This is a genomic window from Kribbella hippodromi, from assembly GCF_039531045.1.
GTDB classification, from domain to species: domain Bacteria; phylum Actinomycetota; class Actinomycetes; order Propionibacteriales; family Kribbellaceae; genus Kribbella; species Kribbella hippodromi.
In genome coordinates this window covers 174097-193188 of sequence record NZ_BAAAPH010000006.1, presented here as the reverse complement: position 1 = coordinate 193188, position 19092 = coordinate 174097, and the positions used below count along the sequence as shown (strand labels likewise).

At 66.2% G+C, this 19092-nt stretch carries 20 protein-coding genes; 7 read left to right on the top strand and 13 right to left on the bottom strand.

Features of this window, described 5'->3' with window-relative positions; genetic code table 11:
* Nucleotides 1-123 precede the first annotated feature (123 nt).
* Nucleotides 124-858 (bottom strand): class I SAM-dependent methyltransferase, encoded by a 735-nt coding sequence (locus ABD260_RS11525; protein WP_344233419.1) that lies wholly within the window; start codon nucleotides 856-858, stop codon nucleotides 124-126.
* A 115-nt stretch (nucleotides 859-973) separates the two neighbouring features.
* Here ABD260_RS11525 and ABD260_RS11520 point away from each other — a divergent pair, with 115 nt between their 5' ends.
* A complete protein-coding gene (locus ABD260_RS11520; RefSeq protein WP_344233418.1) occupies nucleotides 974-1567 on the top strand; it encodes a DinB family protein in 594 nt (197 codons plus the stop codon).
* Nucleotides 1568-1599: 32 nt separating this feature from the next.
* Here ABD260_RS11520 and ABD260_RS11515 read toward each other — a convergent pair whose 3' ends face one another.
* Genes ABD260_RS11515 through pdxR form a run of 3 tightly spaced genes read right to left on the bottom strand, consistent with a single transcriptional unit; the run spans nucleotide 1600 to nucleotide 4672 of the window.
* On the bottom strand, nucleotides 1600-2328 hold the full coding sequence (locus tag ABD260_RS11515; protein ID WP_344233417.1) for a class I SAM-dependent methyltransferase: 729 nt from the start codon (nucleotides 2326-2328) through the stop codon (nucleotides 1600-1602).
* Between the two features lie 38 nt (nucleotides 2329-2366).
* Entirely contained in the window at nucleotides 2367-3131 is a 765-nt protein-coding gene (locus tag ABD260_RS11510; RefSeq protein WP_344233416.1) for a class I SAM-dependent methyltransferase, read from the bottom strand.
* Between the two features lie 41 nt (nucleotides 3132-3172).
* Nucleotides 3173-4672, bottom strand: coding sequence for a MocR-like pyridoxine biosynthesis transcription factor PdxR (gene pdxR, locus ABD260_RS11505; protein ID WP_344233415.1), 1500 nt, complete (start codon nucleotides 4670-4672; stop codon nucleotides 3173-3175).
* A gap of 46 nt (nucleotides 4673-4718) precedes the next feature.
* Here pdxR and ABD260_RS11500 point away from each other — a divergent pair, with 46 nt between their 5' ends.
* The 3 genes from ABD260_RS11500 (at nucleotide 4719) to ABD260_RS11490 (ending at nucleotide 10057) form a co-directional block, all read left to right on the top strand.
* Nucleotides 4719-5510, top strand: a complete 792-nt coding sequence (locus tag ABD260_RS11500) for an isocitrate lyase/PEP mutase family protein (RefSeq protein ID WP_344233414.1) — start codon at nucleotides 4719-4721, stop codon at nucleotides 5508-5510.
* A gap of 65 nt (nucleotides 5511-5575) precedes the next feature.
* Nucleotides 5576-6262, top strand: a complete 687-nt coding sequence (locus tag ABD260_RS11495) for a hypothetical protein (protein WP_344233413.1) — start codon at nucleotides 5576-5578, stop codon at nucleotides 6260-6262.
* Nucleotides 6263-6553: 291 nt separating this feature from the next.
* Nucleotides 6554-10057: an ATP-binding cassette domain-containing protein gene (locus tag ABD260_RS11490; protein ID WP_344233412.1), complete on the top strand. Its 3504-nt coding sequence runs from the start codon at nucleotides 6554-6556 to the stop codon at nucleotides 10055-10057.
* Nucleotide 10058: 1 nt separating this feature from the next.
* Here the strand turns inward: ABD260_RS11490 and ABD260_RS11485 are convergent, their stop codons facing one another.
* From ABD260_RS11485 to ABD260_RS11475, 3 genes are all read right to left on the bottom strand, one after another.
* Nucleotides 10059-10508, bottom strand: a complete 450-nt coding sequence (locus ABD260_RS11485) for a hypothetical protein (RefSeq protein ID WP_344233411.1) — start codon at nucleotides 10506-10508, stop codon at nucleotides 10059-10061.
* A 305-nt stretch (nucleotides 10509-10813) separates the two neighbouring features.
* Entirely contained in the window at nucleotides 10814-11497 is a 684-nt protein-coding gene (locus ABD260_RS11480) for a hypothetical protein (protein WP_344233410.1), read from the bottom strand.
* A gap of 81 nt (nucleotides 11498-11578) precedes the next feature.
* The gene (locus ABD260_RS11475) at nucleotides 11579-12340 is read right to left on the bottom strand and encodes a class I SAM-dependent methyltransferase (protein ID WP_344233409.1); all 762 of its coding nucleotides are present in this window, start codon (nucleotides 12338-12340) and stop codon (nucleotides 11579-11581) included.
* 54 nt (nucleotides 12341-12394) lie between these two features.
* Between ABD260_RS11475 and ABD260_RS11470 the strand changes: the two genes are divergently transcribed.
* The gene (locus tag ABD260_RS11470; protein ID WP_344233408.1) at nucleotides 12395-13195 is read left to right on the top strand and encodes a phosphotransferase; all 801 of its coding nucleotides are present in this window, start codon (nucleotides 12395-12397) and stop codon (nucleotides 13193-13195) included.
* Here the strand turns inward: ABD260_RS11470 and ABD260_RS11465 are convergent.
* Genes ABD260_RS11465 through ABD260_RS11450 form a run of 4 tightly spaced genes read right to left on the bottom strand, consistent with a single transcriptional unit; the run spans nucleotide 13192 to nucleotide 16025 of the window.
* The gene (locus ABD260_RS11465) at nucleotides 13192-14370 is read right to left on the bottom strand and encodes a serine hydrolase domain-containing protein (RefSeq protein ID WP_344233407.1); all 1179 of its coding nucleotides are present in this window, start codon (nucleotides 14368-14370) and stop codon (nucleotides 13192-13194) included. The genes ABD260_RS11470 and ABD260_RS11465 overlap by 4 nt on opposite strands.
* Before the next feature lie 40 nt (nucleotides 14371-14410).
* A complete protein-coding gene (locus tag ABD260_RS11460) occupies nucleotides 14411-15145 on the bottom strand; it encodes a DUF3626 domain-containing protein (protein WP_344233406.1) in 735 nt (244 codons plus the stop codon).
* Nucleotides 15145-15630 (bottom strand): NUDIX domain-containing protein, encoded by a 486-nt coding sequence (locus ABD260_RS11455; RefSeq protein WP_344233405.1) that lies wholly within the window; start codon nucleotides 15628-15630, stop codon nucleotides 15145-15147. Before ABD260_RS11455 ends, ABD260_RS11460 begins: the two co-directional genes overlap by 1 nt.
* On the bottom strand, nucleotides 15630-16025 hold the full coding sequence (locus tag ABD260_RS11450) for a tautomerase family protein (protein WP_344233404.1): 396 nt from the start codon (nucleotides 16023-16025) through the stop codon (nucleotides 15630-15632). The genes ABD260_RS11455 and ABD260_RS11450 overlap by 1 nt, the downstream gene beginning before the upstream one ends.
* A 138-nt stretch (nucleotides 16026-16163) precedes the next feature.
* Between ABD260_RS11450 and ABD260_RS11445 the strand changes: the two genes are divergently transcribed.
* Nucleotides 16164-16643, top strand: coding sequence for an NUDIX hydrolase (locus ABD260_RS11445; protein ID WP_344233403.1), 480 nt, complete (start codon nucleotides 16164-16166; stop codon nucleotides 16641-16643).
* A gap of 22 nt (nucleotides 16644-16665) precedes the next feature.
* Here the strand turns inward: ABD260_RS11445 and ABD260_RS11440 are convergent, their stop codons facing one another.
* Nucleotides 16666-17505 (bottom strand): phosphotransferase, encoded by an 840-nt coding sequence (locus tag ABD260_RS11440; protein WP_344233402.1) that lies wholly within the window; start codon nucleotides 17503-17505, stop codon nucleotides 16666-16668.
* Nucleotides 17506-17578: 73 nt separating this feature from the next.
* Between ABD260_RS11440 and ABD260_RS11435 the strand changes: the two genes are divergently transcribed.
* Nucleotides 17579-18505: an aldo/keto reductase gene (locus ABD260_RS11435; RefSeq protein WP_344233401.1), complete on the top strand. Its 927-nt coding sequence runs from the start codon at nucleotides 17579-17581 to the stop codon at nucleotides 18503-18505.
* Here ABD260_RS11435 and ABD260_RS11430 read toward each other — a convergent pair.
* The gene (locus ABD260_RS11430; protein WP_344233400.1) at nucleotides 18502-19050 is read right to left on the bottom strand and encodes an isochorismatase family protein; all 549 of its coding nucleotides are present in this window, start codon (nucleotides 19048-19050) and stop codon (nucleotides 18502-18504) included. The two genes, ABD260_RS11435 and ABD260_RS11430, sit on opposite strands and share 4 nt — an antisense overlap.
* Between the last annotated feature and the right edge of the window lie 42 nt (nucleotides 19051-19092).

The window sequence follows — 19092 nt, the reverse complement described above, 5'->3', positions numbered from 1 at the left end:
CGCGGGGAAGGATACATAGCCGCAGAACCGCTACCCCGTGTGGCAGCACCTACGGAGCTCTGACCTGCGCAAACGGAGCCTCGCAGTTTGTTGGCTGGTGCCGATTGGGCCGCGCCGGACACGTCAGCTGTCGCGTTCGGCGCTGATGATCAGGAAGTTCGGTAGTGCGACGTAGGACTCGATTGCGTCGATTCCGCTGTCTCGTGCTACCTGTGGATCAAGTCTCGGTTCGCACAGTTCGGTCACGCGGCAGCCGAGGCCGATGACCTCGTTGAGATAGGCAGACAGTGGGCGATGAAAGTCGGGTGCGTGACCGTCTGGCATTTCGTACTCGTCCAGGTATCGATCAACTTGGTAATGACCGTGATTCCGCCAAGTTGGGTAGAGATTCTCGAACGCCGGATGAGTGATCGAGAATACGAACCGGCCGCCCGGCTTCAGTGCGCTGACACACGCCGCCATTGCCGACTGCCAGGCGGGTATGGCGAGCAGTACCATGCTGCAAATCACCGCATCGAATGGCTGACCAACCTCCGGCAACGTCGAGAGATCGGCCTGCACGAACCTGATCCCCTGGCGCCGCTCCTGCTCGATCTTCTGAGCGCGCGCCAATAGTGCGGATGCCGGCTCCACGCCAACCACCTCTGCCCCGCGTTCGGCCAGCAGCCGGCTCAAATAGCCGTCGCCGCTGCCTGCATCGAGGACTTTCCGGCCGTCGATTGGCCCCAGCATCCGGAGCAGATTCCCATTCAGCAGGTGGCGCTTGGGAAAGTCGCCCTGCTCGTCGTACGCCTCAATCGCGTCAGCCGGCATCGCCGACCACGCCGCGATCGCCTCTGAATTACTGATCGTGGACATGCGGTCACACCTCTCCGACGACAGATAGGCAAGAACAGCCATGTAACCTACCGCCTCCCCCAGCCTGCTCTCGCAGTCGCACTGAACGCTCCCGCCTCATGACAATGTGGAACTTGTGATCGATGACTTTGCCAAGGAATACCTGCACGACGAGCTCAGATGGATCCGCGAGGCACTCCTCTCGAAGCTCGAAGGGCTCTCTGAGTACGACGTCCGCCGACCGCTCACCACGACCGGCACGAACCTTCTCGGCCTGGTGAAGCACCTGTCGGTCACTGAGGCGCGCTACTTCAGCGAGGTGTTCGACAGGCCCTCACCGTGGCCACTTCCCCACTGGAAGAGCGATGACGCGTGGAGCGGGAACGACATGTGGGCCGCCGAGCACGAGACCCGGACCGACATCGTCGACCGCTACCGGCTGGCGCGGGACGTCGCGGACGCGACCATCGCCGCGCTTCCGATCGATGCCCCTGGGCACGTGCCGTGGTGGCCGAGGCCAGACGTGAAGTTGTTCAACATCATGGTCCACCTGCTCGCCGAGACCAGCCGTCACGCCGGGCACGCTGACATCCTGCGCGAGGAACTGGACGGGCGCGTGGGTGCGGGTCTCGTCGGCACGATGCTGCACGGTCGGGACAGGCAGTACTGGGTAGCGCATCGCGCGAAGATCGAACGCGCCGCCCAGGCTCACAATGAGCCTGACGCCTGACGTCGAGGCTGCGGCGCCGAATGAGTGCGACGTCAGGAGGCGGTTTCAAGGGTGAAGAAGATGAAGCCGAGGAAGCGGGTGGGGTCGGTTTTGCTGGGTGGGAGCAGGTCGGGCGGTGTGCCGGGAGCTACCGGTGGCTCGCTGATTGCCGCGATCCGGAAACCGGCGGCGGTGAATGACTCGGACATGGCGCTGAGCGAGCGGTACCAGATTGTGAGGGTCGCGGAGACGCCGTCGAAGTCGTACTCCTCCGCGTTCGGCACGGTCGCGAAGTAGTCGACCTCGGGGTACATCACCGGCGAGATGACCGGGTGGTTGACCACGACGATCAGCCGGCCGCCGGGCTTCAGTACTCGGCGCAGCTCGGTCAGCGGCCGTGACCAGTCCTCGAAGTAGTGCAGTACGAGCATGGCCAACGCGTCGTCGAAGGACTCGTCGTCGTACGGAAGCGGACGAGTCAGGTCGGCCACTTTCAGGTCGGCCTCGTCTCCGAGCCGCTCCCGGACGAGCCGGATCATCGCAGGACTCGCGTCGAAACCGGCGACGCTCGCACCCCGAGCCTTCAGGTCGGCGACAAGCGGCCCGGAACCGCAGCCGGCGTCCAAGATCCGGCGCCCAGCGACGTCACCGAGCAGGTCCAGCACCGCCGGCCGGGCGTACCACCGGTTGAAGAGGCCGTTCTCGTTCTCCCGTGCGTACGCCTCGGCGAACGCGTCGTAGTGGTCCGGTTGCTGCTCGGCGGTCTGCGGCTCGGAAGTCATGCCACGCCATTCTGCCAGCTTGGAAACATCATGCGCAGTCAACGACTTGGCAGGACGACGGGCCGGAGTTTGAAGATCAGGATGCCGAGATACTTGTTCAGCACGGCCTGCTTGTGGGGATAGCGTTCGGCGGCGTCGGCAGGCATCCGCGGCTCGACGGTCTCCTCGATCCACAGCCCGGCGGCGCTGAACGTGTTGAGCAAGTCCGACATCGTGTACGGCCGCTTGGCGAGGGTCACCTGATCGTTCCAGTTCCGGTGCCGATACGCGAACGACTCGGTCGCGAAGTACTCCTCCCCCAGCGACGTCCCGTTCTGCTCCGCTCGCTCGATCGCATACCGGATCGGCTGCGTACGAGTGAGCAGAATGTACCCGTCCGCAGTCAACATCTCGCGGGCAACCTGTAACGCCCTGACCCCGTCCGCGGCGTACCCGAACGACTGCAGAAACAAGATCTGATCGAACCGCCGCCCCGCGAGCCCAGGCACCGCCGCCAGATCGGAGAGATCACCCTGGATGAGCTCGACACCCGGAGGCGGCGTGATGAAGTTCTCGCTGAGGTCCACCCCGCCCGACGCGGCGGCCCCGTCGCGGGCCAGCTGCGCAATCTTGGTCCCGTTGCCGCAACCGGCGTCCAGGATGGCGAGTCCGGTGACGTCGCCGAGGAGCGCTCGCTGCGCAGGCCACTCGACAAGGCGATCCAGCGAGTCCTCGTGGGCACGTGCCTGCTCGAAGCCCGCCGAGAGCGTCTGCCATGGACGGCTCGAGTCACCGCCGCCCGCGCCATCAGTTGCCGAGACCATGAGCGAATGATGCCGCACAGGGCGCGGCGAATGGTGACCGCCTACTGGATCGTGAGGACGGTTCGCAGTACCTCGGTCAAGGTGTCCAGGGCACCTGACCAGGCATGGTCGGCCGGGCTGGCGTAGCCGACTGCGATGCAACATCGCTTGTCCTGTGGGTCGCCGTGCCAAGCCGAGCTGAGGGTTGAGATCTGTAGGCCGTGCATGGCGGCGATGCTGGTGACGACGTCATCACTCGGTCCGTCGGCAGGCAATTCCAGCACGAGCTGAACACCAGCGGCAGCCCCGCGGACGCCTACCGTTGGGACGTCCTGGGCGAGGCGGCGCAGGAGTTCGTCGCGGCGCCGCCGGTACTTGAGCCGCTGTGCTCGTACGTGCCGGTCGTAGTCGTGATTGCGGATGAGTTCGGCGAGTACGAGCTGGCCGATGGTCTCGGTCTGGGAGTCGGCGTAGTACTTGGCCTCCGTAACTGCCTCGAGAAGATGCTGCGGTACGACCAGCCAGCCCAATCGGACGGCCGGGCCGAGCGTCTTCGAGGCAGTCCCCGCGTACACGGTGTGCTGCGGGGCCATGCCGTGAAGAGCGCCGACCGGCTGTCGGTCGTACCTGAACTCGCCGTCGTAGTCGTCCTCGATCAGGATCCCGCCGGTGGAGGTTGCCCAGTCGACCAGAGTCCGGCGCCGTTCGGGGCCGAGGACCACGCCGAGCGCGGACTGATGGGTGGGTGTCAGGACGACCGCGCCGACGTCGGGCGGCACCGCGGAGCTGGCGCCGAGTTCATCGACGGCGAGCGGTACCACTCGCAGGCCGGCGCGGCGCACCACTTCCCGGTGGAACGGAGCACACGGATCCTCCATCGCAACCGCGGCGCATCCCTTGTCGTGCAGCACTTTCGCGATCAAACCGAGGGCCTGCATGAAGCCGGACGTGATGATGATCGCCTCCGGATCGACGACGACGCCCCGGGCGCGACCCAGGTAATCCGCGAGCACCGAGCGCAACTCCGGGCGACCTCTCGGGTCACCGAGCGCGAACGCTTCTCGTTCCACCTGCGGGAGGACGGTACGTGCCGCCCGGAGCCACGCGTCGACCGGGAACGCCGATACGTCTGGCCGCCCTGGCCTCAGATCGTGCCGTGCGCCCGTCGGCGGCTTGGGCAGGTTCTGGAACGTTCGAGGACGGGTCTCGAGTACGGGCGAGCGGGTGGGTACGTCGGCGACCACCGTGCCGGCGCCGCGCCGGGCGGACAGGTAGCCCTCCGCGATCAATTGGTCGTACGCCGCGGAAACCGTGCCGCGGGCCACGCCGAGCTCCCGGGCGAGGTTCCTGGTGGCTGGCAGCCGGGTGCCGGGCGCCAGCCGTCCGTCCTGGATTGCCTGGCGAATCGAGCGCTCCAGGCCCGCCCTGAGGCCGCCCGCTTGGACCGGGTCGAAGTCGAGGTGGACATCGAGCCCGTCGCGATCGGGCGCCGGGGAGACACGGGAGTCCGCCGGGCTTCCGGACTGCGCGAGCACAGCCGGATTGGCCCAATTGGAAGCCATGATCTTGGACCATAGCAGTTGAGCCAACGCGCACTACGGTCGAAGCATGACGACCAACACGACATCGATGATGACAGCGGCTTCGGAGCGGGCCGACCGGCTCCGTACGCTGCATGTGCCAGGGAACCCACTGATCCTCCCGAACGCATGGGATGCCGACAGCGCCCACGCGGTGGTGGCAGCCGGCTTCCCCGCTGTCGCCACTGCCAGCGCGGCGGTCGCGCCGTCCCTCGGCTACCAGGACGGCGAAGGCACACCACCGGACGAGATGTTCGCCAGCATTGGGCGGATCGCAGATGCGGTGCCTGTCCCGGTGACCGCCGACATCGAGCGCGGTTACGGCCTCTCCCCCAGTGAGATCGCCGGCCGGTTGATCAGCAGCGGCGCGGTCGGCTGCAACCTGGAGGATTCCGATCCCCAGACCGGTGCGCTGGTGCCGGTCGACGAGCAGGTTCGGCTGCTTGCTGGAGTCCGGGCGGCGTCGCCGGAGTTGGTGATCAATGCCCGTGTGGATGTGTTCCTCCACGGCTCGGGTTCCCACGAAGAACGGCTCCAGGAAGCAGTACGCCGCGGGCGCGCGTACGCTGCGGCCGGCGCGGATTGTGTGTACCCGCTGATTGCCGATCGACTGGATCTTTCCGACGTGCGGGCGCTCGTCGATGGAATCGGCGCGCCGGTCAACGTCGCCTTCCTGCCGGCCGGACCGTCGCTGGCCGAACTCGCCGCGGCCGGAGTCGCCCGGATCAGCTTCGGGCCGGGCCTGTTCCGCCTGCTACGGGGCCAGCTGGAATCCGCGCTCCGCACGATCGCGACCGGCGGAAGTCCTTACCAGCGGTAGGGCACGGGCGTACCTCGTCGTCATCCGCCATGTGTACGACCACTCACCGCGAAGGACCGCTCACCATGACATTCTCCCGGATCGGCGGCTGGGCCGCCATCGGCTTCGCCGTTCTGCTGGCGGGCACCAATCTCATCCTGGCGCCATCCGGCCTGCCACTGATCGGCGACCCGGCGAACGAGGCCGCGGACTACTTCGGAGCCCACGCCGGCCTCATCGGAATCAGCGGAACTCTCGCTGTCGCAGCCTGGCTTCTGGCCGTCCTGTTCGGCGCTGCCGTCGTCGCCGTGGTGCGGTCATCGGAACGGACACGCGGAGAGGCGTGGGCCGTCGTCGGACTGGCCGGGCTGGTGCTGCAGAACGCGACCTTCACAGTGTTCACGGCGACGCGGCTCGCCCTGACCGCCACGGACGGGACGGCGACTGAAGCGCTTTGGGCGCTGAACGAGGCGCTGTTCGCCTTCAACGGCACCTACCTCGCCACCGCGATGCTGGGGCTCTCGCTTGCAGGGCTCCGTTCCGGTCTCATTCGTCCGATACACACGACGTTGGGGTTGGTCGCCGGAGCTCTGCAACTGCTCGGGGCGCTCCTGCTGCCGCTGGTCTTCAACGACCCGGGTGCCGTCGATCTGATCGGTCTCGCCGGATGGATGCTCTGGGTGGTCTGGATCTTCTGGTACGGCATCGTCTTGATCCGCACGCGTGCCCCCTCGACCGAGCATCTGCTGGCGCCCAACCCGGCGGCGGCATGAAATCTGTCCAGTGTTCAGCAACGCTAGTTTGCTTTGTGGAGCCAGTCGAGTGCTAGTGGGGCGACCTCCGTGGCGGGCAGGTCTTGGGTGTTGAGGCGAAGGTGCCGATGGTTGGCGAGGAATACGTCGGCCGGCGTCGGGGTGCATCCCGTCGGATCTGTATTCAAATGATCAGAAGCAGCCTCACGGTGGGCGACCGTCGCAGATAGCCGGGCTTGCGGGCAACTGCGAGCCCGGGCAGCCGGAAAATCGGCTGATTCTGGGCGTGGCGCGGCCTAGGGTTTCGGGTTGATGACTGATGTACGCGGGGCGGCGCCTGCTGATCCGGGACGGCGGGTTGGTTGGCGGCGGCTGCGTGGGCCGGGTGCTGTGCTGGCGCTCACGGCGGCCGCGGTTGCTGCACTAAGTTCGACGCTGGGCAGCGTCGTGGCCGGGCTCCTCGCGGCCGAACCCGGCTGGCGGTTGGTCGGATTGCTGATGCTGTGTGTTGTCGGCGGCGCCCTGATCAACAGCTTCGGCAAGGTCATTTGGGTCGGCGTCTGCGATCGGGTCGAAGGACGGCTTCGCGAGGACGTACTCCAGGCCGCCCTCCGGCAACCCCTGGCCGTACTGAACGAGCAAGCCGTCGGCGAGATCCTGGACCGGGTCGACGACGACTCCCACGAGGTCGGCGCCCTACTGCGTACGCAGCTGTGGATGCTGGCGGGAATCATCTTCGGAACAATCCCGATGTGGATCGTCGCCGGGCTGACCTGGTGGCCGGCCGCCGTGCTGTTCCCGGTGCTGGCCGTGATCACCTGGTTCGCGATCCGCAAGCTCCTGGCCGAGGTCGCGAGCCGGAAGGTCATCGAGGAGATGGCCTGGACGGAACACACCGCTGTCCTCGAGGAGGGCATCGCCGGCCGCGACGATCTGCGTACGAGCCTCGGCCAGGCGCACGTTCTGGACCGGGTGGCGAGGCTCTCGGCCACGGTGCACGAGAAGTTCAACCTGAGGATCACCGTCGACAGCCGGATCGCCCGTCGGGCCGGCGTACTGCTGCATGGTTTGCTGGCTGCGATCGGTCTCGCCGGGGTCGCGCTCGCCGTCGACAACCAGCTCACCGTGGCGCGGTTCGTGACCCTGTTCCTGGTCACGTCGACCTTCGTCGGACAGATCGCGATGCTCGCCAACAACCTGTCCGCTCTCCAGGCAGGACTCGGCGCGATCACCCGGCTCCGGCAGCTGCTGGCCGCCGAACCCGAGCCGGAAGGCGGGTACGAGCTGCCGTCGGACGGCCCGATGGACGTGGAGATCCGCGACCTGAACTTCGCGTACGCCGAAGGCACCTTCGCCCTCCGCGACATCAACCTGCGCGTATTGGACGGTCAGACCATCGCCTTGGTCGGACGCACCGGTTCCGGCAAGTCGACCCTGGCGGCGCTGATCTCGCGAGCCGTCGACCCGCCGCCGGGCAGCGTGTTCCTGGCCGGGCACGACGTGTGCGATCTTGATCTGCACAAGCTGCGCGCGGCTGTCGGGATCGTCACGCAGAGGACGGAGATCCTGCCCGGCAGCCTGGCCGAGAACATCGCGCTGTTCGACGACGATCTGCCGAGGCCTGCTATCGAGGCAGCCGTGGTGGAGCTCGGGCTCGGCGAATGGGTGGCGGGCCTGCCGGACGGCCTGGACACGCTGCTCGGCCCGGGTGGCACGTTGTTGTCCGCGGGCGAGGAGCAGCTGGTCGCGTTCGCCCGGCTGCTGGTCCGCGACGTGAGGGTGGTGATCCTGGACGAGGCGACCGCGCGGATGGATCCGCTCACCGAGCGGCTGGTGATCGCTGCATCGGATCGGTTGCTGTCCGGCCGTACCGGCGTCCTGATTGCCCACCGGCTCTCGACGGTTGCCCGAGCAGCGCTGGTCGCAGTCCTCGATCATGGCCGGGTAGTGCAGTACGGGCTTCGTACCGAACTGGCCGTCTCCCCCGGCCCCTTCCGCGAACTGCTGCAGGCCGGTGGATCCGCGTACGACGAGCCGGACCCGGATCGTACGATCAACGCCTCGGACCGTACGGGCGATGTCGTCGGTGGGCGCCGCCGGATCGGCGAACCGCCCGCGAAAGCCGAGGTCGGTACTGGACCGAGTCTCGCCCGCGGCGTCGCGCATGCACTGCTGATCCGTCCGGGATGGAGCATGATCGGCGCGCTGCTGTTCCTCCTCGCGGCCCTGACCGGCGCGCAGGGAGCGGTCACCGGGCTGGTGTGGGGACAGGTCGTCGAAGCCCTGCAACACGGACGGGCACCGTGGTGGCTCGCAGTGGCTCTGGTGGCGACCCTGCTTGCTGCTCCGCTGCTGTTCGCCGGTGGACTCAGGCGCTATCCGCGCCGGGCGGCCGAGGTGATGCTGCGTACGCGAATGGCGGTGCTCTTCGGTCAGACCGGACAGCGCCGACTGCCCCGTACGCCGCCGGGCGAGGTGGTGGCGCGTTCCATGGATGCCGATCGGATCATCGCGTACGGCGACCGCTGGATCGACTTCATCAACGCCATGGTGATCGTTGGCGTCACCGCTCTTCTCGGTGGCACCTGGCTGGCGGGCGCCGTACTGCTTGCCGTGATGGCCTCATCGGCGCTCGCCTCGGCCGTTGGCCGCCCGGTCGCCGGCCGGTCCGCGGCTGCGGCTTCGGCGGCACGAGCCCGGTTCGGCCGTGCGCTGGTGTCTGCGTTGGATGCGGCCCGGACAATCAAGCTGGCCGCCGCGACGCCGCAGGTACACGCCCATCTGCGGCATGTGGATAGTGGCCGGGTGGCCGCCGCGGTGCGGGAACATCGGGTGCAAGCCTGGCTGAGCGGCATCCCCGTCGTGATGGTGCAGGTCGGCGTGGTGGCGGCCTGGGCGGCGTACGTGGGGAACGTCTGGACCTTGGCGACTGCGCTGCTGGTTGCCAATGCGGTCAACGGGTTCGACTACTACGGGCGCGTCGCCAGTTCGGTGGTCACGGACGCGCCGGGTACCCGGGCGTGGCAGGCCGAAACCAGCCGTTTGGCCGGCGGTACTGACCTGATGGACCTCCCGCCCGGAGTCGACCTGGCCGCCGGCGTCGCGCCCGGACCCGAGCCTGTCGCCCGGACGTCGCTGCGTCGGTTGGAGCTGGTCGGCCTCAGTGCGATCCATGACGACGGCACGATCGGCGTCTCCAACATCAACCTGACCATCGGGGCCGGGCAGTTGGTGCTGTTGCTCGGGCAGGTCGGTTCCGGTAAGTCCAGCCTGCTCGCTGCCCTGGCCGGACTGATCGATCATCGCGGCGAGATCCGCTGGAACGGCGAGCTCGTCGACGATCCGCAACTGTTCCTGCGTCCGGGGCAGGTTGCGCATGTCGCCCAGGTTCCCCGAGTGTTGTCGGGTACGTTCGCCGACAACGTACGGCTCGGGCATGTCCGCGCTTTCGAGGAACCAGTCGCGGGGGCCCGCCTTGCCGCTGACATCGCCGACGCCGGCGGGAAGGACGCGCTGGTCGGCCACCGCGGCGTACGACTCTCCGGCGGCCAGGTCCAACGCCTCGCACTCGCCCGCGCCCTGGCGACCGATGCCGAACTACTCCTCGCCGACGACGTCTCCAGCGCCCTGGATGCCACCACCGAGCTCGAACTGTGGAAAACCCTTCGGGATCGCCGCACCACGGTCATCGGCGCAACCTCAAAACGCGCCGCGCTAGCCCAGGCAGATCAGGTGCTCGTACTGATCGATGGCCGACTCGCCGCGGCCGGTCCCTGGTCCGAGCTCACCCGCAACTGGTCCCACCTGGCCAGCTGACCTAGAGCCGACCTGCAACGGCGAGCTCTAGTACCAGCTGCCGGGCCTGCCGGTTCTGCGGAACTTCGGCGATGACTTCTTGGTAGTACTCCCGCAGGTCGTCGTCGGACGCGAGGATTGTGTCGATGAGGGTCTCAGCGGGGATCGTGCCTGAGGTGGCGTGGCGAACGAGGTGCACGGTGGCTGTGTCGATCCCCGGCATGAGCTGCACCACGTCGACTCCGAGCGAAATCCAGCTGTCCGGGTTGTACGCGGCCAACGCCAAGGCCCACGTCCTTGCTTCATGAGTTCCTTCAAGTGCCCAGGCGGTGAGGTCGGGCAACAGGGCTTCAACGGCTCGGGCGCAGCTGCGCACGACCGCCCACGGCGTGTACCCCTGCCAGGTCGTGTCCTCGCCCAGACCGATGTGCACCACGAGGGCCAGCAGCTGGTTGCGTTCCGCACTCGGCATGCCCGGCGCCTTGGCTGCCTCATACAAGAACGGCACCGCGGTCGCGGAGGCCTCGTAGACGGTCCCCTGGTGACACAAACACCCCCAGAGCTCAGAGATCGCCCCAGCCCGCACGACCGGCTCCGGACTTGCCAACTGTCCAATCAACTCTGGCACCGCAGTCGCAGGCCCATAGCACCCATCGACCGCCGCCCAGTCAATCTCCTCGCACCGCACGGCCACATTGTTCCTCAACACTCCCGTCGCACCTGCGCGGCGAGGTGCGTGAGTGCTTCTGTCTCAGGCGCGGTGCGAAGATCGGTCGCTCAGACCTTCTTGAGGAGCACAGGAGCAGTCCGGATCGCCTCGGTGGGATCGTCGAGAACCAGGCCGCCGATCGCGGCTGCCGTCTCATGCCAGTTCGGCGATCCGGGACGGCCGAGGAGCAGCATGCTGAGCGCGCCAAAGTTGTCGTAACTGTCATTACTGGTTTCCGTGAGCAGCAAGTCAAATGCCTTTGCAGGTTCCCGCAGACGGTCCATGAAGGGAATGCCCTGGCTCGCGAGGCACACCGCTGCATCCTCAACCGCCTCCTCGAGGTTCAGGCCGTCGTCGGTCACGTACCAGACGTCAGAGCGATCCTGTAGTTGTCCGGAGCCGTACGGATTGAAGATCGGTTGGCGAAGAGTCTTACCCAGCGTTGCGCGAAACGTCAGCTCGTACTCTCGCGGACGCACTTTCACGGGATCAAAGCAGCGGTAGAAGACCCCGAGCTCACCAGTGAACGAGAAGGTCGTGCATCCGATCCCGTCTGCGATATAGGCGGAGAAGGATCGGAAGACCACGTGCTCGATGGTGTACTCCGACCGTCGCCAGGCACAACGACCAGCGAACTGATCGAAGCCTGCTGCCTTCAACAGCGGGCGTACCCGGCTGTTGATCGCTCGACCGACGACCTTTCCGTCCATGGAGCCGCGAGCTGGGCCGTCAGCTCCAACCTCTCCCGCCATTGGAAGATCCTATGGCGGCCGGGGTCACAGCTCCCGATCGTCACGCCCGACGGATGCGCGCGGTCTGTGCGAAGGAGCCCCTCACTTGGTGGCGGTGAGGAGGTAGGTGGCGGGGAGGTTGTGCGCTTGGTCGCCTAGGGCTGGGTACATTTCTGGGGCTGGGGATTCTTGGAGCGAGCGGATGGTCAAGCCGGCGTCGAGGGCGGCGGTGACCACGCTGGCGATGCTCCAGACGAAGCTTTGGTGTGGGACGTCCGGGTTGCCGATTGTTCGGGTGATCTCGGGAGCTTTCAGCGGATCGGTGGATTCGTTGCTGTTGGCGCCGAAGTAGTCGTCGCTTACTGTCAGGGTGCCTTCTTCGCGTACTGACAGGATCTCCCAGAGCGGGTGATGTTCGCTGATCACGAGGATTCCGCCGGGGTTGAGTCGGCCGGCGACGAGGTGGGCCCATGCGGTGAGGTTCGGCACCCAGCACAGGCCTCCCCAGGAAATGTAGATCACGTCGAACCCGGCAATCTGCGGGTCAAGCGTCATCATGTCCTGGAGGATGAAGTCGACGTCCACTCCCAGTGCTTCGGCTTTGGCTCGGCCCGTTGCCAGGTGTGGTGTGGCGATGTCTACGGCGGTTACGACCGCGCCGCGTTGGGCGAAGGTCAATGCTTCGTCGCCGACCGAGCACGCCAACTGCAGTACGCGACGGCCGCGCACCTCCCCCACGGCCGCGAGCTCGTCATCGGTGAGTGCGCTGCTGCCGGTTTGGAAGAATTCGAGTGGCTCGCCGTGGCGGTGTGGGGCGAGCAGTTCCCAGTAGGCGCGGTTCTGATTCACGACGTCGTCGGACATGGTCAGGAAAGATACTCGGTTGCGGGTGGTGGGGCGACAGGTAATGGTGTTCGGGTGAGTGATGCGTTGGAGGCGGGTGGGCGGGCTGCGGCGGTTAATGCCGCGGCTCGGCCGGTGCGTATCGGTGGTGGGGTTGTGGTGCGGCCGGCGGGGCGGGCTTCGGGGACGGTGCAGGCGTATTTGCGGTTTCTTCGGAGACAGGGGCTGGAATGTGTACCTGAGCCGCTCGAGCTCGGGGATGACGTTGAGTCGTTGCGGTTCATTCCGGGGGCCAGCGGTGGTGAGGGCTGGTATCACCAGCATGGTGATGATGGGCTGGCTTCGGCAGCGCGGTTGTTGCGGAAGGTTCATGATGTGGGGCGGGAATGGGAGCCGCCGGGTGATGCGGTTTGGGGTGCTGAGCCTGAGGTTGTGGCCGACGATGTTGTCTATTGTCACGGCGATCCGGGGCCTTGGAACTTTGTCTTGGAGGACAATCGGGCGGTCGGGTTGATCGATTGGGACTATTTGCATCCGGGGTCGCGGATCGGTGATATCGCGTACGCGTTGCGGTGGTTCGTACCGCTCAGGTCGGATGAAATGGCGCTTGAGTGGCACCATTTTCCGGAGGTGCCTGATCGGCGGCATCGGGTCGAGGTGTTTCTGGAGGCGTACGGCGAGGTTCCGCAGTTCGATGTCGCGGAGGCCGTTGTTGCGCGGATGCAGGCGACCTCTGATCTGATGGAGGAGCTCGCGCGGGGCGGGCAGGAGCCGCAGCGTACGTGGGTGCTTGACGGGGCGCTCGAGCGAGAGCGGGAGGAAATCGAGTGGGTGCGCCGGAATCGCGACCTCTTCGCCGCTCCGTCCGGAAGCTAGATCGGCCCTAGGACTGTCGCGCGTTCCTGGGCGATGATTGCCGGAATGTCCAGGTCGTAGTTGCAGAGGATTACGCCGAGCCAGTCGGTGTCTCGGTAGATTGTCCAGTTGGTGTTTCCGCCGGCAATGCCGCCGCCATGGCTGGTCAGGCGTTGATTTGCGGTGATCCCGGATATCGGTCCGTACGCAGCGAATTGATGTCCTTTGGGTGGCGGGCCGCCGTTCAGGGGTGATTGCGGGTATTTTGCGCTGAGGTAGACCTCGGTGTAGGCGGAATTGAGGAGAGTTCCGGGACGGGCGAGTGCCTGGGCGAATTTGAGTAGGTCGGGGGCGCTGGAGAATCCCCCGCCGCCGCCCGACCCCAGGAATGCGCGGGCCGCGTTGGTGCCTTGACCGCCGTTTAGTACGGCGCCGGCGTCGAGATTGCGTACGCCGTCGATGCGCGTGCCGTCGGACTGGTAGATGTACGGGTGCGCGATCCGCCGATTGGTCAGCCAGTCCGGCCGGGTGTAGTACGCGGAACTCGTCATGCCGGCCGGCCGGAAGATGTTCAGCCGTACGTACTCGTGGAATGCCTGTCCGCTGATCTTCTCGACGATTTCGCCGAGGATCGAGAAGCCGGTACTGCTGTACGAATTCCGACTGCCGGGCGTGAATTGTGGAGTCGCGAGCCGATGGCGCGCGTTGTGGTACGCCGTCTCCTCCGCGACGCTGTTGGTGACGTGCTTGACATCGCCGGAGCCGGGGAAGTTTGCCAAGCCGGACGTGTGCGTGAGCAATTGATGAATTGTCACCCGGGCAGTGGCTTCTGGGTATCCGCTCAGATGTTTGCCGATGGTGTCATCGAAGCGGACGCGGTTCTGTGCGGCTAATTGGACAATGGCGAGACCCGTGAAGGGTTTCGCGGCGGAGGCGAGGTTGTAGATGGTGTCGATGCGGTTCGGAATCCGGCGTTCTTTGTCGGCCATTCCGTAGGCTCGCACGAGTACGGGGCGGCCGTGGTGCGTGAGCAATACGGTGCCGGAGAACTTGTCCTGTGCGGCGAGATCCTTGAGGTAGCGGTCGTAGTTGCCGACCGTGGTTGATGGTTTGGCGTTTGCGGGCAACAGGTTGGAGGTGGCGAGTGGGATGGCGCCGAGTAGTCCGAGCGCCGTACGTCGGGTTGTCGAGGTCATGCGGACGATGCAAGCGGATGCGGTGTTTCCTTGCTGTTTCTCAGGTGGTACGCCCGAAGCGCGCGAGGTAGTGCCAGACGTACTTGATGGACTGGGTCGCGCCTGAGCGTGCGGTGCGGCCGAGGATCTCTGGGGTGAGTTCGTCGGCGAGTGAGCGCGCCAGGTCGACGATGTCGGGGCCGCGGTACGCCGGGTCGAAGGTGTCCGGTCTCGCGCGGAAGCCGGGGTGGAACTCGACTGGGCAGCGCAATCTCCGTGCGGCTGCTTCGACGGGGGTGCCGGCGAATGATGGGTCCAGGACGATGGCGGCCACGTCGGTGTCGAGGCGGACTAGGCCGTGGATGTGCGCCTCGATGTAGTCGTCCAGGTCGTCAACGGTCGCTTCATCCGCTGCGCGACATAAGCGCGGAAGGTTGAGCTGATCGCTCACGTCGGTTGCTTCCCGCGCGGAGTCCGGGAAGCAGAAGGTTGCTCGATCGATGGTTTCAGGCTTCAGGCGAAGGTACGAGGAGCCGAAGCGGATGCCCGCGCTGTACGGATCCGCGCGCCGATTCCAGACCCCGTAAACCGGCCGGGACAGGACCGGCTGATCGTCGTACTTTCCGGCAAACAACCGGCTCTCCCATTTCCAGCGGTCGCCGCCCGGAAATGCGGTCAGTCCCCCGTTGGAGATACCGGTGCTGAATTGCGAGCGATAATATCCGTCCGCGGCCATCGAATCGATCACCATTCCACCTCGATGCGGCCAGTTCGGGTGGAAGTGCAGCGTGATCATCAGAACGGGCCGGTGGAGATGTCGTCTGGGGTGATGGTCAGGAAGCGGAGGTTGTCGTCGTGGCGGCCTGCTTTTAGCCAGTGGGGTAAAACGTAGCGGGCGCTGGGGGGCATTTCCAGGGTTGTCGGGTCAATTGTCAGGTCGAACCAGCGCAGTTCTCCCTCGACGCATTCGGCCGGGATGGGCGCGTCCGGGTGGAGGTCGGCGGTGAAGTAGTACGTGGTGCGGAGTTCGGTGCCGGTGTCGCGGAGGGCAACGTAGCGCATGGAGAGGTTGGTCAGCTGGTCGGCGGTGACGCCGATCTCCTCGTGGAGTTCGCGGAGGGCCGCGGCTGTGGGGTCGGTGTGCTCGTGCGGTTCGAGGTGGCCGCCGATGCCGACCCACGAGTCGGCGATCACGCGGGAGCCGCGGCGGAACAGCAGCAGCACTCCCCCGTCGCGTACGAGGAACACCGACGTCATGTGCCGCGTCGAACGGAGCCCCATCAGACGGTGATGGTGAAGCCGAGGTCGAGATCGCAGGCCGCGTGACCGCCGCGGAGGCCCCAGTTCTCGGTGGGATGGTCGCGGACGACGATCGTGACGTGGTCGGCCGGGATGTTCAGCGGTTGCAGATTGTTGACAATCGCCGCGTACAGGGCGCGCTTGGCGTCGACCGAACGGCCGGCGAAGCAGTCGATGGTGACGAGCGTGAAGTACTCCGGCGTACTCAGCCGCGGCGAACACGCGAACCGGTGCGGTGCGTGGACGACCAGCCGTACGTCCTTGTCCTGCACCGGGATCTTGAACGCAGTGACCAGCGCGTCATGAACCGCGTCGATCAGCGCGACCTCCTCCGCCTCCGCATACTCACGACGAACCTCGATGAGCGAACTCGGCATGACACATCCTTCCTTGAACTGATACGCGGAGGGCCCGAGGTAGTTGAAGGCCCGCCCGGCGCCGCGACCCCGACCTCACCACGAACCACCTCCCAGAGCGACCGATTTTGTCGGTGCGGCGAGGAAGACTCCGTCAGCATGGTGAAGATTCCACGTGCAGCCGCGGTGGTTGTCCAGGCAGGAAAAGTTCTCGTCATCAAGCGGTATCTGCGCAAGGCGGACTCGTCTGACTGCGTGATGTGTGAGTACGCGAGCGTCTCGGGTCCTCGGTGCGGTGGGCATGCGTATGCGGTGTTGCCGGGTGGTCATGTCGAGGCGGGTGAGAGTGCCTCGGTCGCGGCGTTGAGGGAGCTTTGGGAGGAGACGACGCTGACTGCCAATGTGGATGAGTTGTTGTGGACCGGGACGCACAACGGCCGGCCGGCTTACTACTTCCGGGTGCGTGACGTGGAGGGCACGCCTCGGTTGTCCGGCGCCGAGGCCGAGGAGCATTGTCCGACGAATTCGTTCGAGCTGCGGTGGGCTGAGGCCTCGGAGCTGGTCGAGTTCGGGTTCTATCCAGCGGAACTCGTCGGGCGGCTGCGGGAGCTGCTCGAGGTGAGCGACCAGGTGGGTTAGGCCGAAGGAGGCGCGCCGCGGCTCACAGTGCGGGTTCGGCGAGGGCTTCCGCGATCATCCGGTGGCCTTGTTGTTCGAAGGCTTCCTCGCCGACTTGGTACGCCCAGACAGCGGTGGCGACGGCCTCGCGGAGGCGGGTTCGTGCCCAGGCGGCGGGTTCGCGTGGGTCCTTGCCGTATCCCTCGATGAACGCCGGGTCGAGCGTCGGCTCGGTACGGAACTGTTGCGCGGCGAGCCGGGCCAGGTCCGTGTACGCGGGGCGCAGGTCGGCGCGGCCGAGGTCGATGACGCGTACGGTGCCGTGGTCGATCAGCCAGTTGCGCGGCTGCCAATCGCCATGCGTCGGTACGAGCGTCGCGGGCGGCGTCGGCCAGGCGGTGATGATCGCGTGCAGCCGCTCGGTGAGCTCCGGGTCGATGCGATGCGCGCCGGCAAGGTCGCTCAGCGTCTTGCCGTTCTCGATTGCCTCGTACTCGGCGTCGGGCACGGCTGATTGCTGGTGGAACGCGGCGAGGAGCTCGCCGGCTTGGTGGTACGTGTCGGCTGTCCACTCGTACGGCGAACCTTGCACCAGCTGCCCCGGGAGATAGCGCGTGAGCAGCAGCTTGGCGTCCGGGTCAGCATGTACGAGCTGCGGCGCCCTTCCGCGCGAGGTCCACGGGTGCAGCCACTCGCGATGCGCGCGGAGTTCCCGGGCAAGGTGATGATCGGCTTCGTCGCCGGCTTTCGCGATGTACCGGTCGCCGTCCTGCACCAGCTCGAGGACGAGGGTGCCGATGACGCCCCAGCTGTGGTCCTGGACGATCTCGGCGGAGGGCAGCCAGCTGGTAAGCAGCTCGCGCTGCCGATCGGTGAGTCCCACGGGCAGCAGAATAGCCGCAGAAAATCCCCGGGAAAAGCTGGACGAAGGTCCGTTGCGGCTTTATCCTGGCCGAATGCAGAATTCACAGGAATATGCGCCGTTACCAATAAACCTATCATCGGGAATTGCGGAAATCAAGTCCGGGGAATTCTGGCGGCTCGGGGACGTCGAGGTCCGGCGGATCGGCTTCGGCACGAAGCGGCTGGCCGGCGGCGACGGAGGTGACCTGCAGGGCCGGGCGGTCGCGTTACTGCGGCGGGCGATCGAGCTGGGCGTGAACCATCTCGACACGGCCGCGTTCTACCCAAGTCACGGACGGCACGGTGAGACGAGCTTCGAGAGCCTCGACTGGGCGAACGACGTGATCCGCCGGGCGCTCGCCCCGTACCCGGACGGCCTCGTGATCGCGACAAAGGTCGGGCCGACGGCGCACGGAATGGCGCGGCCGGACGAATTGCCGGCGCTTGTCGAGGACGAGTTGCGCGTACTCGGTGTGGACGCACTTGATCTCGTGTACTTGCGGCAAATGGGATTGCCGTCGATCGCCGAACATTTCGGCGTACTCGCGGAACTGCGTACGCAGGGAAAGATCCGGGAGCTCGGGATCTCGAACGTACGCGTCGAGCAGCTGGCGGAGGCGCGGGCGATCGCGCCGGTGGTCGCGGTGCAGAACCGGTACGGCGTGGGGTTCGGGCGGACGAATGACGAGATGCTGCGGGTGTGTGGCGCGGCTGGGATCGCGTTCGTGCCGTTCTTCGCGCTGGCTGCTGAGGCGCGGGAGGCTGGTGGCGTGAGTGAGTCGGCGGCGATCCAGGAGATCGCGGAACGGCATGGGGCGACCGCGGCTCAGATCCGGTTGGCGTGGACGTTGAGCCGAGGCGATCACGTACTCGCGATTCCGGGCACCTCCAGTCAGCAACACCTCGAGGAGAACCTGAGGGCAGGCGAAATCAACCTCTCCCCCGCCGACCTCGCAACGCTGGACAACATCACCGACTAGAAAGTCACCTCGTCAGTTGTTTGGACGGCGGCCTTGCGGTCGGGGGCTCGGTGGTATTGCCAGTACAGGTTGGTGTGGGCGATGACCTTGTCGGGTGTCGGGGCGCCGTACTCGCTCAGGTCCTCCGTGGTGTGCGCGTCGCCGACGAGGGTCACGTCGTAGCCGCGGGCGATGGCGCCGTGGATGGTTGAGCGGATGCACTCGTCGGTCTGGGCGCCGCTGACGACCAGATGACTGACTCCGGCCAAGGAGAGGAGTTCCTCGAGGTCAGTGGCTTCGAAGGAGTCGGGGTACTTCTTGTGGACGAGCTGCTCCGTTGAATCGCGGGTGAGCTCCGGGACGAACTGCCATTCATCCGTGTCCTTGGCCAGGTCTTCGCTGGAGTGCTGCACCCAGAAGACGGGGACGTTGCCGGCGCGCGCCTTGCCGACCAAGGTCGCGATGTTCGCGACCACGCGGTCGCGCTCGTGTGCGCCGGCGACGACACCGTTCTGGACGTCGACCACCAGCAAGGCCGTGTTCGGCCGATCAGGCAACGTGGACATGAACCGCTCCTCCAGGCTCCGAAATGTTGGCCCGGACACTAT

Excerpts from the sequence above, each read along its gene's own strand:
- ABD260_RS11465 (WP_344233407.1), bottom strand. The coding sequence starts at position 14,370 with ATGACCTCGACAACCCGACGTACGGCGCTCGGACTACTCGGCGCCATC.
- ABD260_RS11445 (WP_344233403.1), top strand. The coding sequence starts at position 16,164 with ATGGTGAAGATTCCACGTGCAGCCGCGGTGGTTGTCCAGGCAGGAAAA.
- ABD260_RS11490 (WP_344233412.1), top strand. The coding sequence starts at position 6,554 with ATGACTGATGTACGCGGGGCGGCGCCTGCTGATCCGGGACGGCGGGTT.
- ABD260_RS11510 (WP_344233416.1), bottom strand. The coding sequence starts at position 3,131 with ATGGTCTCGGCAACTGATGGCGCGGGCGGCGGTGACTCGAGCCGTCCA.
- pdxR (WP_344233415.1), bottom strand. The coding sequence starts at position 4,672 with ATGGCTTCCAATTGGGCCAATCCGGCTGTGCTCGCGCAGTCCGGAAGC.
- ABD260_RS11430 (WP_344233400.1), bottom strand. The coding sequence starts at position 19,050 with ATGTCCACGTTGCCTGATCGGCCGAACACGGCCTTGCTGGTGGTCGAC.
- ABD260_RS11495 (WP_344233413.1), top strand. The coding sequence starts at position 5,576 with ATGACATTCTCCCGGATCGGCGGCTGGGCCGCCATCGGCTTCGCCGTT.
- ABD260_RS11460 (WP_344233406.1), bottom strand. The coding sequence starts at position 15,145 with ATGATCACGCTGCACTTCCACCCGAACTGGCCGCATCGAGGTGGAATG.
- ABD260_RS11525 (WP_344233419.1), bottom strand. The coding sequence starts at position 858 with ATGTCCACGATCAGTAATTCAGAGGCGATCGCGGCGTGGTCGGCGATG.
- ABD260_RS11500 (WP_344233414.1), top strand. The coding sequence starts at position 4,719 with ATGACGACCAACACGACATCGATGATGACAGCGGCTTCGGAGCGGGCC.
- ABD260_RS11475 (WP_344233409.1), bottom strand. The coding sequence starts at position 12,340 with ATGTCCGACGACGTCGTGAATCAGAACCGCGCCTACTGGGAACTGCTC.
- ABD260_RS11455 (WP_344233405.1), bottom strand. The coding sequence starts at position 15,630 with ATGGGGCTCCGTTCGACGCGGCACATGACGTCGGTGTTCCTCGTACGC.
- ABD260_RS11485 (WP_344233411.1), bottom strand. The coding sequence starts at position 10,508 with ATGCCGAGTGCGGAACGCAACCAGCTGCTGGCCCTCGTGGTGCACATC.
- ABD260_RS11450 (WP_344233404.1), bottom strand. The coding sequence starts at position 16,025 with ATGCCGAGTTCGCTCATCGAGGTTCGTCGTGAGTATGCGGAGGCGGAG.
- ABD260_RS11435 (WP_344233401.1), top strand. The coding sequence starts at position 17,579 with ATGCAGAATTCACAGGAATATGCGCCGTTACCAATAAACCTATCATCG.
- ABD260_RS11480 (WP_344233410.1), bottom strand. The coding sequence starts at position 11,497 with ATGGCGGGAGAGGTTGGAGCTGACGGCCCAGCTCGCGGCTCCATGGAC.
- ABD260_RS11515 (WP_344233417.1), bottom strand. The coding sequence starts at position 2,328 with ATGACTTCCGAGCCGCAGACCGCCGAGCAGCAACCGGACCACTACGAC.